Annotated in this window: 11 protein-coding genes; 4 read left to right on the forward strand and 7 right to left on the reverse strand. The window is 60.6% G+C overall.

Going from position 1 to position 14,175, the window contains the following annotated elements; translation table 11 throughout:
• Positions 1 to 32 precede the first annotated feature (32 nt).
• The 6 genes from ABIB44_RS00595 to ABIB44_RS00620 form a co-directional block, all read right to left on the reverse strand.
• Entirely contained in the window at positions 33 to 911 is an 879-nt protein-coding gene (locus ABIB44_RS00595) for a dienelactone hydrolase family protein (protein ID WP_354582677.1), read from the reverse strand.
• Between the two features lie 41 nt (positions 912 to 952).
• Positions 953 to 1,498 carry a HEAT-like fold family protein gene (locus ABIB44_RS00600; RefSeq protein WP_354582678.1) on the reverse strand — a complete coding sequence of 182 codons (546 nt, stop codon included), beginning with the start codon at positions 1,496 to 1,498 and terminating at the stop codon, positions 953 to 955.
• A 62-nt stretch (positions 1,499 to 1,560) separates the two neighbouring features.
• Positions 1,561 to 2,877, reverse strand: a complete 1,317-nt coding sequence (locus ABIB44_RS00605) for an ABC1 kinase family protein (RefSeq protein ID WP_354582679.1) — start codon at positions 2,875 to 2,877, stop codon at positions 1,561 to 1,563.
• Positions 2,878 to 2,973: 96 nt separating this feature from the next.
• The gene (locus ABIB44_RS00610) at positions 2,974 to 3,603 is read right to left on the reverse strand and encodes a TetR/AcrR family transcriptional regulator (protein WP_354582680.1); all 630 of its coding nucleotides are present in this window, start codon (positions 3,601 to 3,603) and stop codon (positions 2,974 to 2,976) included.
• A 130-nt stretch (positions 3,604 to 3,733) separates the two neighbouring features.
• Positions 3,734 to 5,059, reverse strand: coding sequence for a cryptochrome/photolyase family protein (locus ABIB44_RS00615; RefSeq protein WP_354582681.1), 1,326 nt, complete (start codon positions 5,057 to 5,059; stop codon positions 3,734 to 3,736).
• A 99-nt stretch (positions 5,060 to 5,158) separates the two neighbouring features.
• The gene (locus ABIB44_RS00620) at positions 5,159 to 5,875 is read right to left on the reverse strand and encodes an SDR family NAD(P)-dependent oxidoreductase (RefSeq protein ID WP_354582682.1); all 717 of its coding nucleotides are present in this window, start codon (positions 5,873 to 5,875) and stop codon (positions 5,159 to 5,161) included.
• 280 nt (positions 5,876 to 6,155) lie between these two features.
• On the opposite strand from ABIB44_RS00620, the gene ABIB44_RS00625 reads away from it, so the two are divergent.
• Both ABIB44_RS00625 and ABIB44_RS00630 read left to right on the forward strand, forming a co-directional pair.
• The gene (locus ABIB44_RS00625) at positions 6,156 to 9,596 is read left to right on the forward strand and encodes a pyruvate carboxylase (protein WP_354582683.1); all 3,441 of its coding nucleotides are present in this window, start codon (positions 6,156 to 6,158) and stop codon (positions 9,594 to 9,596) included.
• 178 nt (positions 9,597 to 9,774) lie between these two features.
• On the forward strand, positions 9,775 to 10,668 hold the full coding sequence (locus ABIB44_RS00630; protein ID WP_354582684.1) for a hypothetical protein: 894 nt from the start codon (positions 9,775 to 9,777) through the stop codon (positions 10,666 to 10,668).
• A gap of 316 nt (positions 10,669 to 10,984) precedes the next feature.
• On the opposite strand, the gene ABIB44_RS00635 is transcribed toward ABIB44_RS00630, so the two are convergent.
• Positions 10,985 to 11,806, reverse strand: coding sequence for a transporter (locus ABIB44_RS00635; RefSeq protein ID WP_354582685.1), 822 nt, complete (start codon positions 11,804 to 11,806; stop codon positions 10,985 to 10,987).
• A gap of 151 nt (positions 11,807 to 11,957) precedes the next feature.
• Here ABIB44_RS00635 and ABIB44_RS00640 point away from each other — a divergent pair, with 151 nt between their 5' ends.
• Together ABIB44_RS00640 and ABIB44_RS00645 are read left to right on the forward strand one after the other, a co-directional pair.
• Positions 11,958 to 12,887 carry an alpha/beta hydrolase gene (locus ABIB44_RS00640; protein WP_354582686.1) on the forward strand — a complete coding sequence of 310 codons (930 nt, stop codon included), beginning with the start codon at positions 11,958 to 11,960 and terminating at the stop codon, positions 12,885 to 12,887.
• Positions 12,888 to 14,096: a hypothetical protein gene (locus tag ABIB44_RS00645; protein ID WP_354582687.1), complete on the forward strand. Its 1,209-nt coding sequence runs from the start codon at positions 12,888 to 12,890 to the stop codon at positions 14,094 to 14,096. It abuts the gene before it with no gap.
• Positions 14,097 to 14,175: the final 79 nt, after the last annotated feature.

Consider the following 14,175-nt stretch of genomic DNA (forward strand, 5'->3'; position numbering starts at 1 on the left):
GAAAGGCGTTTTCGATTGCGGCAGATTCTGGCTTACGCTTTCAGCTTGAAGCGGCCGCGCAGGTAATTCAGCGCCTGGCCGTGGGCTTTGGCGGCATATTCCTTGTTGAACTTGGGGTTGGATGGGTTGGCAAAGGCGTGGTCGGCATCGTAGCTTTCGATGGTGGCACTCTTGCCAGCGGCCGACATGTTCTTCTTGAACTGGCCCACTACCTCGGGGTTAATCCACTTGTCCTGGGTGGCAAAAATGCCCAGCACGTCGGAGTTCAAGGCTTTTAGCTTCACCACGTCCTTCTCGGGCATCCCGTAATACATCACGCAGCCAACCGTTTGCTTGCCGGCGAGCAAGGCTTCCTGTAAGCTCCAGCCGCCGCCGAAGCACCAGCCAATGCTGGCCAGCTGGGCTTTGGGGCCAGCATACATCTGCGCGCCTTTGAGGATGGCCACGGCTCGGTCGGTTTTCACCTCGCCCATGTATTTGCCGGCTTCTTCGGGCGTGGTGGCCACTTTACCATCGTAGAGGTCGACGGCAATGATGTTGACGCCGGGCATTTCGGCGGCAAAAGTGGCGGCTTCCTTCTTGATATAGTCGTTCAGGCCCCACCACTCGTGAATGACGAACAGGTATTTGTTAGAAGGCTTGGCGCTCTTAATTTCGAAACCCTTGCCGGTACTGCCGTCGGGGGTTTTAAACTCAATCATCTTGCCCTCGCCGTTGAATTCGTAAGGCAGGGGCGCGTCGTGGCCGCCCGAAAAATCCTTGGTGGTGGCGAGCATGGCGAAAGACTCGGTTGCCGAGGCCGACAAGTTGCCGGCCGGGCGCGTGCAGCAGCTGGCCATTTGTTGGGCCGAAGCCGACAAAGTGAGGCCCAGCAGAGCCGCGCCAAGCGTGAGTAGCTTTTTAGTGAACATGGGGATTGATTGGAATTGAAACGAATGAGCCGGTGCAACAGCTAACCGGATAAAACTTCCCGTACAAGGTCGCGAAGTTTTGGTAATTCGCGGTCCGCCCGGCTGCGCAGCGCGGTCGAGTCGGTGGTAATCAATACGTTTTCAATGGCGTCGATAACTTCGGCGGCTAACTCAGGATAAGACCCCGCCAGGCGGGCGGTAGCCGTGAGGGCGTAGGCGCGAATGGCCACCGGCTCGTGGGGCGCTCGCAACAGCATGAGGCAGGTATCGAAGGCCAGGGCCTGCCATTCCTCGGGCACGGGCACGAACTGCAGCACCCGCACAATCGCCCGGCGTACGGCGGGGTGTTGCCCGGTCGCGGGCTGAGCGGCGGCCAGCAGGCCCGGCAAGTGGGGCACCAGCCACCTGGGCCGGCGCTGGCCCACCCAGCCAAGCACGTCGGCGGCCAGTTGGCGCTCGCGCTCCTCGCCGTACCAGAACAGTTTGAGCAGTTCGGCCAGCGCCGTAGGGTGGGCGCAGGCATAGTCCGCCAGCCGCTGCGTCTGCTGGGCCGAGTGTTCCCGCAGCAGCTCTTCGCGGAGGTTCATAGAAGCAAAGTAACGTCTGCTTAAGCTTGTGCCTGCCTGAAAGGGCACAAGCTCAAGCAAGTCTACACCGTAACCGAAATCCCGGTCTCAATCGAAGCCCCCAACTCCGTCAGCAACGCAAAGAGGCCCACATACGTCCGGTTAAGATAGATAAAGTGCTCGGAGCCACGCGGCTCGCGCTGCTTGCGCAGCTCGGGGTCGGCCATCAGGTCGTCGCCGAGGGCGTAGAGGGCCGCCATGTAGGCCGGGTCGCCAAAGTCGAACGAAACCTGGCGGAAGGGCCGACCCACTAGCTCGAGCGATACCCGCATGGTGCGCATGTACAGCGCCCGCATGGCCGGCGCATCGGTGCCACGCAGCACGCCGGCCTGGGTGAGCAGGGCTGCAAGGCGGGCATCGTCGGCGAAGGTTTCGGGGGCTAGCAGGTCTTTAAACAGCTGGTACACATCCATTGGTACGTCCTTAACGCAGCCAAAATCGAGCACGCCGAGGGTGCCGCCGTTATCGGCCCGCATCAGGAAATTGCCGGGGTGCGGGTCGGCGTGCAGCTGCTGCAACTCGTTGAACTGGAACTGGTAGAAGTCCCACAGCGCCTGGCCCAGCTGGTTGCGCACTGCCTGGCTGGGGTTGGTGGCCAGAAACTCCTTCAGGTGGTGGCCGCCGAGCCAGTCCATTGTCAAAATGCGCGTCGTGGAATATTCGGGGTAGTAAGCCGGGAATTCCAGATTGCTCAAAACCTGACATTTGGCGGCAATTTCCTGGCCGCGCCGCAACTCTAGCTTGTAGTCGGTTTCCTCCAGCAGGCGCGTCTCTACTTCCTCCAGATAAGGCCGGACCTGCGCCTCGCTGAGGCCCATCACGCGCAGGGCAATGGGCTTCACCAGCCGAATATCCGACTTGATGCTGTCGGCCACACCGGGGTATTGCACCTTCACGGCTAGCGCTTTACCGTCTTTACGGGCAAAGTGCACCTGCCCAATGCTGGCCGCCTGCCGGGCTTCAGGCTCGAACTCATCGAACAACTGGTACGGCGACTTTCCGAAAGCGTCGCGGAAAGCCTTGGTTACCAGCGGGCCCGAGAGGGGCGGGGTCGAATACTGGGCTTTGGCAAACTGGTCGGCGTAGGCCGTGGGCAGCATATTTTTCTCCATGGCCAGCATCTGGGCCACTTTCAGCACGGAACCTTTCATCTCGCTCAGCGTGCCGTAGAGCTCGGCTGCGTTGGCGGCGTGTAGGTCTTCGGTGGTCGACTCGGCCCCAACGGCTTTTTTGGCGTAGTGCTTTATGTAGTTGGTGCCGACGTTGAAGCCGGTTTTGGCAAAGCGGGCGGCGCGGGCCACCTTGGTGGTCGGCAGGGAGGTTTGGGGTTCGTCAGACATTAAATCAGTGAACAATTATCAGTGAGCAGTGAACAGTTGGTCAGGATTCGATTGAACGGCATTGTTCATTGCTCACTGATAACTGTTCACTGATTTTTACCGCTTCACCAGAAACCGTACAAAGTCGAAGGCCGAATCCAGCGTATTGCGGCCCACGAGGTCAAAGCTCAGGGTTACGGCTTTTTCCACGGCGGCATCGGTGCGCTCGAAATTCACCGTGTCGTCTTTGGCGAAGTAGCCGAGCACGAACAGCACCTGCTGCCAGAAGAAACGTGGGTAGCCTTCCTGCACCAGCGGGCGGTTGGCAATTTCGCCGCTCACGCGGCCGGCGCTGAGCAGGTCGCTCACGAAGTATTCAAAGTCCTGCCGAAAGTCGTCCAGTACCCGGGGCGACAGCGCGGGGACGCGGTGCAGCGAGCGGCGTAGGCTCATCAAGGCGTAGGAGCGGTTATTTTTAAGGATTTCGAGGAGCGTGTAGTAAAAAGCAAGTAGCTTCTCGCGGCTGCCGTAGCCTTCCCACACCGGCTCGGCGGCGGCGGTTTCGCGGGCCTGCCGGCCAAAATCAGCCCATATCTCGCGGTCTATGGCTTCGAAATTGGGGTAGTGCTGGTAGAATTCTGCTTCGGCCAGGCCCAACTGTTTCGTGAGCTTGAACACCGACTGCGGGGGATGGCCTTCGTTGAGGACGAAGTCGAGGTAGGCTTGTTTGATGCGGTCTTTTTCCATAGCAGTGTAACCACTTCGGAGGCTATCCGGTTCGGCCCGCAACGCGGACTTTGTGGCCCCTGCTTCGGCTTGGTTATCGCCGGAAAAACCCCTCCAAGAAAAGGCTAATGCAGGTACTACGTGGTCGCGGCTACGCCGCCGCTAGCCGGGCCGCCCGAATGGCTTCAACCGCCCGCTCGCGGCCAAATTTGTGCTCTACAATGGGCGCCGGGTATTTTGAAGTTCCCACTTCGGGTACCCAGCGCTTCACGTATTTCATTTCGGGGTCTACTTTTTCGAGCTGGCTATCGGGGCTGTACACCCGGAACCAGGGGGCCGAGATGGCCCCGGTGCCGGCCATCCACTGCCAGTTCCCCACGTTGTTGGCCATTTCATAGTCGAGCAGCTTGTCGGCGAAATACTTTTCACCCCAGCGCCAGTCGATGAACAGGTGCTTGGTAAGGAAGCCGGCCACGGTCATGCGCACGCGGTTGGGCAGGTAGCCGGTTTGGTTGAGCTCGCGCATGCCGGCATCGACGAGCGGGTAGCCAGTGCGGCCCTCGCACCAGGCCCGGAATTCGTCCTCATTGTTGCGCCAAGGAATGTGCCGCATTTTGGGGTCGTAGCTCTCGGTCGCGGTATTCGGAAAATGCCAGAGCAGCATCATGAAAAAGTCGCGCCAGATGATTTCGGCCAGCAGCTTATCGTTCAGTGCTTTGGCCTGTTGTAGTGTCTGGCGCACACTCAACGTACCGAAGCGCAGGTTCAGCGACTCGCGGGTGGTGCCGTGCTCGTTGGCGGGGTCGTTGCGGGTTTTGTGGTAGTTGCGCACGATGCTTTCGGCCGGCAGCTTCACCGGCGGGAAGTATTGCTCCTTGCGCTCGAAACCCATGCTTTTCAGCGTGGGGCGCGGGCCGGCTTTCTCTTTGAAAACGTGGTGCAGATTAGCCTCTTTGAAATCGCCTTTCGAACCGTAGGGCAGCAACATATCATCGGTCAGCTTCGCCGTGTAGGCTTTTAAATAAGCCCCAAAAACCTTGGGTACGGTTCCCGATTTGGTCATGATTTCATCTTTGGCGAAGATGACCTGGTCCTTGTAAAGCAAGAAATCCACGCCGCGCTTTTGCAACAGCTCGCCCACGGCCGTGTCGCGCTTGGTGGCGTAGGGCTCGTAGTCCTCGTTGGTGTGCACCGCCGCGACGTCGAAATCCTTCGTTAACTGCTCCAACACGGCCAGCGGCGCACCGTAGCGGGCCAGAAAAGTACCGCCCGCCGCTTCAGTTTCATGCGCCAGCTTCTCCACTTCATCGTAGATAAAGGTGAGCCGGGCATCGGCCTTTTCGGGCAGGTGCTCGAGGATTTCCTGGTCGTAGATGAACAACGGCAGCACCGGCAGGCCACTGGCCAGCGCCGCCGCCAGCCCCGCGTTGTCGTGGATGCGCAGGTCGCGCCGGTGCCAGAAGATGCAGATTTTCATGTTGGTGCTTGGTTATTGGTGCTTGGTGCATGGCGGGTTGATGCTTGGCGGGCGTCGTAGAGCCAGGCACCAAGCACCAACAACCAAGCACCAAAAAACCTATTTCAGTTTCCCCATGCCACCGTCGACGGCCAGGGTCTGGCCGGTCACAAACGAGCTGTGGTCGGAGAGCAGGAACGAGGCCGTGTAAGCCAAATCCTCGGGCTGGCCGATGCGCTGGAGCGGATGACGCTTGCCGCCGGCCTCCACCTTCTCGGGCGAGTTGAGCAGGGCGGCGGCCAGGGGCGTGTTGGTGAGCGAGGGCGCAATGCAATTCACGCGCACCCCGCTGGCGGCGTACTCGGCGGCCAGGGCGCGGGTGAGGCCTTCCACGGCCGCCTTGGCGGTGGCAATGCTGGCGTGGAAGCTCATGCCCGTGTCGGCCGCCACGGTGCTGAAAAGTACGATGGAGGCTGTGCCCTCGGCTTTTTTCAGGCGTTTGATGGTGGCTTGCAGCACGCGCACCGCGCCCAGCACGTTCAGGTCGAAGTCGGTGGCAAAATCGGCCACGGGAATCCGCTCGAACGGCCGTAGCTTGATGCTGCCGGGGCAGTATACGACGCCGTGCAGCACGTCGGGCAGGGCATCGAAAGTGGTGCCCACTTCCTGCGTCGCATCGTATTCGAAGTGGGTGGTGTTCAGCGTTTCCAGCTCTGGCGAGCGGTGGCGTGATGCCGTAAACAGGTTGGCTTTGAGGCCGCTGAGCAACGTGGCCGTGGCCAGGCCAATGCCGGAGGAAGCACCAATGATGAGAATGTTTTTGTCGGAAAACTGCATGGAGCGCGGAATGAATAATGGGTGTTGGCTAACCCCATCGGGCACCAGTTGTTTGCCGGATGGCGGCGGGCAAGTCCAGCAGAATACTTAATAAATGGCAAATGGTTGGGCAGGGTCGGGGCGAAACCGGTAATCCGGTTCGGCCAGGTAATGATTTGATAACATACCTTCTTTCCAATTGGCCTGCTGGCTATTGCATCTCATGCAAACGATTGTATTCAGGATTGCACAGCCTTTGGCGTAGTTTCGCCGTATCCGCGCCAACCGCTCCATTGTTTTTATGAACATAACCAAACTTCTGGTCGCCAACCGTGGCGAAATTGCCATTCGCGTGATGCGCGCCGCTACCGAACTCAACATCCCCACCGTGGCGGTGTATACTTATGAAGACCGGTACTCGCAACACCGCTACAAGGCCGACGAAGCCTATCAGATTGGCCACGACGACGAGCCGCTGAAGCCCTACCTCGACATCGAAGGCATTATTCGGGTAGCAAAGAAAAACGGGGTCAATGCCATTCATCCCGGTTATGGTTTTCTGTCGGAAAATGCCACCCTTTCGCGCCGCTGCGCCGAAGAAGGCATTATTTTCGTCGGTCCCCGCCCCGAAGTGATGGAGGCCCTCGGCGACAAAGTGCGCGCTAAGGAAGTGGCCCGGCAGTGCCAGGTGCCCCAAATTGAAAGCAGCGAAGCTGACCTCGTCGATTTTGAAACTGCGAAAGCCGAGGCAAACCGCATCGGCTACCCCGTGATGCTGAAGGCGGCCAGCGGCGGCGGGGGGCGTGGCATGCGCATCATCCGCGACGATGAGCAGATGGAAAAGGGCTTTTTTGAGGCCCGCAATGAAGCCCTGAATGCTTTTGGCGACGACACGGTGTTCCTGGAAAAATTCGTGGAGCGCCCTAAGCACATCGAGGTGCAGCTCGTGGGCGACCACCACGGCAACCTTGTGCACCTCTACGAGCGCGACTGCTCGGTGCAGCGCCGCTTCCAGAAAGTGGTGGAAGTAGCGCCCGCCCTGAACCTGCCCGACCACCAACGCCACCTCCTGTATGAGTATGCCCTGCGCATCGGGCGGGCCGTGGGCTACGACAACGTGGGCACCGTGGAATTCCTGGTGAACCCGGAGCAGGACCGGATTTACTTTATCGAAGTGAACCCGCGCATCCAGGTCGAGCACACCGTGACGGAGATGATTACGGGTGTCGACCTGATTAAAACCCAGATTTACATCGCCGCCAACTATAACCTCAGCGACCCCGAAATTGGCCTTGGCCCCGACGTGGTGCCGCTGCGCACCGGCTTCGCGGTGCAATGCCGCGTGACCACCGAAAACCCGGCCAACGATTTCAAGCCCGACTACGGGACCATTGTGGCCTACCGCTCGGCCGGGGGCTTCGGCATCCGGCTCGATGAAGGCTCGGTGTACCAGGGCGCGGTGGTGTCGCCGTTCTTTGATTCGCTGCTGGTCAAAATCTCGGCCCACGCGCCCACCTTGAATGGCGCGGCCCAGAAAATGCTGCGCGCGCTCGATGAATTCCGGATTCGCGGCGTGAAAACCAACATCCCATTCCTCAAGAATATCGTCGGCAACGCGGAGTTTCAGGAGGGGCACGCCACCGTCGACTTCATCAAGGACCATCCCGAGCTGTTCCAGTTCGAATCGCGGCAGGACCGCGCCACCCGCCTGCTTAGCTTCATCGGCGAAACGGTGGTGAACGGCAACCCCGACGTCCGCCACCTGCTCGACCCGCGCGCCAACCCGCGTCGGCCCATCCTGCCGCACTCCGAGTATACCGAGCCCGCCGCCGGCACCCGGCAAAAGCTGGACGAGCTGGGCCCCGAGAAGTTCGCGGAGTGGCTGCGCAACGAGCCCCTCATTCACTACACCGACACCACGCTGCGCGACGCCCACCAGAGCCTGCTGGCCACCCGCATGCGCATCTGGGACATGCTGAAAGTGGCCCGCGCCTACGCCCAGCAGCACCCCCAGACCTTCTCGCTTGAAGTCTGGGGCGGCGCGACCTTCGACGTGGCCCTGCGCTTCTTGCACGAAGACCCCTGGGAACGCCTCGCCAAGCTGCGCGAAGCCATCCCGAATATTCTGCTGCAGATGCTCATTCGCGGAGCCAACGGCGTGGGCTACAAGGCCTACCCGGATAATCTGACGGAGCGGTTCGTGATGCAGGCCGCCGAAACGGGCGTCGACGTGTTCCGTATTTTCGACTCGCTGAACTGGATGAAGGGATTGGAAGCCTGCATTGGCTTCGTGCGCAACAAAACCGACCGGCTGGCGGAAGCCAGCATCTGCTACACCGGGGACATTATGGACCCCAAGCGCACCAAGTATACCCTCGACTACTACCTGCGGCTGGCAAAACAGCTCGAAGATGCCGGCGCGCACATCCTCTGCATCAAGGACATGGCCGGCCTGCTGAAACCCTACGCCGCCACGGAATTGATTCAGGCCCTGCGCGATACGGTGAAAATGCCCATCCACCTGCATACCCACGACACGTCGTCGCTGCAAGCGGCCACTTATATGAAAGCCGTGGAAGCCGGGGTCAACGTCATCGACGTGGCTATGGGCTCGCTTTCGGGCCTCACCTCGCAACCCAACTTCAACTCGGTAGTGGAAATGCTGCGCCACACGCCGCGCCACCGCGAGTTCAATCAGCATTCGCTCAATGAGTTCAGCAACTACTGGGAGGCCGTGCGCGAGATGTACTACCCGTTCGAGTCGGGCCTGAAGGCGGGTACTTCAGAGGTGTTTCAGCATGAGATTCCCGGCGGGCAGTACTCCAACCTGCGCCCGCAGGCGGCCTCGCTGGGGCTGCTCGACAAGTTTGAGGAGGTGAAGCAGCGCTTCGCCGACGTGAACCAGCTATTCGGCGACATTGTGAAAGTGACGCCCAGCAGCAAAGTAGTGGGCGACATGGCCCTGTTCATGGTTTCGAACAGCCTCACGCCCCAGGACGTGCTGGAAAAAGGGGAGGGGCTGAACTTCCCCGAGTCGGTGCGGGAGCTATTTCGCGGCGACATCGGCCAGCCCGAAGGCGGCTGGCCTGCCGAGCTGCAAAAGCTGATTCTGAAGAACGAAATTCCGTTCACCGACCGGCCCAACGAGCACCTGGCCCCGATTAATTTTGAGGAGGAATGGACCTCCTTTCAGGAGAAATTCCCCAACGGCAAGTTTACCGACTTGCTCTCGTCGCTGCTCTACCCGAAGGTGTTTGAGGAATACTGGGCGCACCGCCAGAAGTACGGCAACGTGAGCAAAGTGCCCACCTCGACCTTTTTCTACGGGCTGAAATCGGGGGAGGAAACCATCATCGAAATTGCCCGGGGCAAGTCGGTTATCGTGCGGCTGGAGTCGGTGGGCGACATCAACGAGGAGGGCGAGCGAACCATTTTCTTCACCCTCAACGGCCAGACCCGCAACCTGCAGGTGCGCGACCAATCGGTGGAGGTGAGCAAAATAAGCAATGCCAAGGCCGATAAGGCCAACCCGCGCCAACTGGGCGCGCCGCTGCAAGGCATGCTGAGCAAAGTGCTGGTGAAGCCCGGCCAGGCCGCGTCCAAGAACACGCCCCTCTTCGTCATCGAAGCCATGAAGATGGAAACCACCATCACCGCTCCGCAGGACCTCACCATTGCCGAAGTAATACTGCCCGAAGGCAGCCGCGTGAGCGCCGACGACCTGGTTCTGACGCTGGAGTAATTGAGGGTGTGGCCAGGTTAGCAAGCTGTAATTTCATATAGTCAACTCGGGAAATATTAAGGTTAAAAACTAGCTTGCGGATGGCTGAATTTAATTATTTGCCAAGCTAGTTTTTTTGCGGCTCCATCCCCGTAATTGCGTCTTTTATTACAACACCCGACAGTTCCTATTACCCTTCATGAAAAAGTTTGTCTTGCTGTTCGCCATTATTTTTAGTGGCAGCAGCTTAGTCGTTCGGGCACAGTCAGACAAAGACTTGGCCATCCTGAAAAGCCAGTCTCTGATTGTCGTGCTCAAAGACGAGATGCCGGACAAGCTAAAAAAACTGGCCAAAAAGCCAGTCGAACTGTCAGCTTACAAATCGTTTATCACCAAGTACAATGCCCTCATTCAGGAATTAGCGCCGGCAATCTGGCATTTTTCGCCTTCCGTAGAATTTAAGCACGAGTCGGAAATGGCGGCGTTGATTAATGACAAAAATTACCAGCACGGGGTGTTGAAGCACGCCGACTTTACCGTGACTGAGCAAATCGGCGGGGGTGCGGCCCGCGGCGGAGCCTTGTATTCTTCGGAGGCCAGAACGGCTTTTTTATTGAGTGTTGTCAGCAAAGGCCCGCAGCGCACAATCGCGACGGTGCCCATCGCGCCGGGCATAGTGTACACCAGCGACATTATTTTTTGCCTGAAAACCCTGCAATACCAGCTACAGGAGCGCGCCAGCGGCAAAAACCAGATGGCCGAAGATGGCAAGCGGCTGCGGGTCAAAACCTTGCTGTTTGACGAGGCAGAAATGAACGGAAAGCTAAGCGCTGCCGACATCAAGCAAGTTTACCCGTTTCCGTTTCAACTCGTGCCGCGCGAGACCATCGAAGCCGCTGTTAAGGTTGCCGATGCCCAGTATGCCTGCGTGCGGATTTTCCCGGTTTCGGACAACATAACGGCGCAAGTGATAATGGACCCCACCGATGGAGCCATATTGGCCATGTCGATGGGCGGGAAGGGTCTGAGAAGTGGCGAGGTGGTAAATAAGGGTAATTTGAAAGACTTCGCTCGAGCTGGCGGCAGCAAGTAAAGCATGTATGCTTCTAATTCACTTTTGCAGTCTCTTCACGCTGCTGCGCTAAATCATTAAGCGAGAAGCTGCTTACATTTTGCTATTGCACCATCTGCTTCAGCAGGGCTATCTTGCCGGGAGCATCCCGAATGGGCGGGGGAGGGGTTGCAGCATTTCCCTAAGCGGGGCGGGAGGTGTAGCCAGTAGCCAGCGGGGCCAAGCAGGAGGCTGGAACGCATGAGCGAAACGTCAAAATCAGCCTGAACGCAGTAAGCCGACGTGGTAACGCCGGCTTTCTGGTTGGTATCGTCTGAGGCGAAGTTGCCTGGCAGCGCTACCGCCCAACTTTGAACGTCAGCCCACCGCCCACGGTGGTGGTGCCGGCGGCCGCGCCGCCCAGCACGCGGCCGGCGGTGAAATCGACGCGCACGGCCGGTACCGGGCGGTAGTAGAGGCCGGTGGTGGTGCCGGTGCTCAGGCCCGAGCGGCCGTAACCGTAGGCCTCCACAAAGAAGCCGGTTTTAGCACAGAGGGGGCCATTGAGGGCGAGGGTACCGAGAAACTGACCTTTCTGCAAATCCTGCACCTGCAGGCCGGGTTGGCTGAAACCGAAGTTGCCTTCGAGCCCGAACCGCTCGCCGAGCTGCTGGCTCACGAGCAGGCGGCCCGACGGAGCCCACCCGCGCTGCTGCAAACCGGTGCTGCCCGTGCCGGGCAGCGCCGATTCGGCCAGAATGGCTACCTGCGTGCGGGTGTCGTAGTTGGGCGAGAGCATGAACTTGGCCCCCACCACGGCCGGGGCCCAGCCGCTAGCCGTTACGGTGCCGGTTTCCGTCGGAATCGTGGGGCCGCTGTGGAAGTAGGGCTGGCTCACGCGCAACTCCATGCCGTTGAAAAACCCGATGCGCAAGGTGGCTCCGCTTAGGCTTTGAGCGAAGCCGGGGCCGCCGAACTGGCGCTGGAAACCGGTTTCGAGCTGGAAGCGTCCGGGCTGCAGTACTTGGGCGGTGATGGTTTGCCCGGGGCGGTCGGCGCGGATGTTGCGAACAAATGGCGCGTCAACATTGGGGTTGTTTTCTTCAGCCGTGTTTTGGGCCAGGGTGAGGCCGGGGCTGCCCAAAAGGGCGGCGGCGGCCAGCAGAGTGGTCTTTCGCATGGCTTAAAGACTGACTCGGCTACGCCATCGTTCAGAATTGGTTGCGAATGCCGGAATTTTATACGCGTATTTTTGTAAAATGAATTTGGAAATCGGATGGATTTGGCGGGCTGGCGGGCACCTATTTCGCCTCCTGGACCGTACAAGCCGCATGTTGCATCTCCGTTCTTTTCTGGGCCGCTTGCTGCCGCTGCTGCTGTTGGCGGCTCCCGTTCAGGCGCAGTCTACTCTGCCGCTGTACTCCGGTACCATCCCCAATTCGCAGCCCAGCGACGTGCGCGAAACGAGCGTAACCGAATCGGGCGACCGCGTGCGCATTTCCAACGTGGTGCAGCCTACGCTCACAGTTTTTGCCCCGGCGGCGGGCACGGCCAATGGCACGGCGGTTATCATCTGCCCCGGCGGGGGCTACGCCCGGCTAGCCATCGACAGCGAAGGCTACGACGTGGCCAAGCGCCTGAACGAAATGGGGGTGACGGCCTTCGTGCTCAAATACCGCCTGCCCAACGACCAAAGCCAAGTCGACCAATCGATTACGCCGCTGCTCGATGCCCAGCAGGCCCTGCGTTTCGTGCGCCAGCAGGCCGCCAAATACCAGCTCAATCCCGAGCGCATCGGCCTGATGGGCTTTTCGGCCGGCGGACACCTGGCGGCGTGGGCCGGCACCAGCTTCGCCCGGCCCGTGGGCGAAAATGTGGGGCCCGAATCGGTGCGGCCCGCGTTTCTGGTGCTGCTTTACCCGGTCATCAGTTTCAGCGATACGCTCCGGCACAGTGGCTCACGCGACAACCTATTGGGTAAGAGTCCCTCCGATGAGCTGATTCGCCGGTACTCCAACGAACTGTACGTTTCGGCCCAGACGCCGCCCACCTTCCTGGTGCATGCCGAAGACGATAAAACCGTGTCCGTGAATAACAGCATCGTGTTTTACCAGGCCTGCCTGCGCCACGGAGTGCCCGCCGAAATGCATCTTTACCCCCGTGGCGGTCACGGCTTTGGCCTGAATAATTCGACTACGCCCGACCGCTGGACCGACCGCCTGCGCAACTGGCTCGATGCCAACGGCTGGCTTACCAAATAGATGAAAATACCCTTACCCGTTGTTGGTGCGCTGGTTGTGATGATGGCGTCGGCCGTGGCCTTGGTGGGCTGCGAGCAGAGAGCCTACCTCACCGAAAAGCGGACCTCGCCAGCGTCGGTGGCGGTGGTCTCGGCGGCCCCGCCGCCGGTGGCTGTGCCCGCGCCCCGGCCGGCGGCTCCGGCTCCCGCGCCAGTGTCCCGTCCGGGCTGGGCCCCGCTGGCGGTGCTCGACACGGCGGTGGTCGTCAATGGCCAGCCCTATCACCTGCGCCTCGAAGCCGAAACCGACTCGACCCAGCGCCTAAAAACCACTTACCAGCCCTACCCGGGCCACTACGAGCAGGCGCGGGGCTACCAGGGGCGCTTCACCTTTACGCTACTCGCGCCGGATGGGCAGCAGGTGTTCCGCCGCCAGCTTCGGAAAGCCGATTTCTACAAAGCAGCCGGGCAGGACATCGTGACGGAGAGCGAAGCCTACCGCCCCGAGCTGCTGGCCTACAGCCCCGCTTTCGGAGCCTTGGTGTTTACCCTCGATTTTATGGTGCCCGACAGCGACGTGGGCTCGCAGGCCGTGCTCCTGCTCGACCTCACCGGCCGGGTGGTGCGCATTAGCGACGGGCGCGCGCCGGGCAGCGGGGCCGACTGCGACCCCGCGCTCACGCCCAACGGCCGCGCCCTGCTCACGGGCTCCGAGCTGCTGCGCCCCAACCAGCCGCCCCTGCGCCTGCACCGCGCCGATGCCGACCTGGCCGGGGCCTTCCTGCTCACCGACAGCACCCTCCTGGTGGTGTATGCCATGGGCAAGTCGCACCTCATCCACGCGCCCGGCGAGCCCGAGACCTACGGCCGCACGCCCACCGTCCAGCAGCAGCGCGCCCCCAATGCGCAGGTACGCCACATTCCTACGGGCCGGGTGCTGAGCCGCTTTCGCTACGCCGGCTTCTACGAGGAGCTGGGCTACACCATCCCACGCGCCTACGTGGCGGGAATCCATTACCTGCTCGATGAGCAGCGCGGCCTGCGCCTGGTGCCGGCCGCCGCGCCCGCGCGCACTTCCGAAGTGCGTTTCGCGGCCATGCCCCGCTTCGTGCCCCCACAGCGCCGCGCCGAAGTGCGGTTCGAGCTGCAAAGCAGCGGCAGCGGCTTCGCGTTTTACGTGGATACGACGAGCCTGCTCCCGCGCATCCGCTACCACCGGCTGGAGGAATAGGGGCGTTGCTCTTGCCGGCTGAATTCGGCCGGGCGAGGTTGCGACGCGACCCTTTGCGTTTCCCGTTTCCGCCGTTAAA

The sequence above is a fragment of the Hymenobacter sp. UYCo722 genome (assembly GCF_040547115.1).
Classification (GTDB): domain Bacteria; phylum Bacteroidota; class Bacteroidia; order Cytophagales; family Hymenobacteraceae; genus Hymenobacter.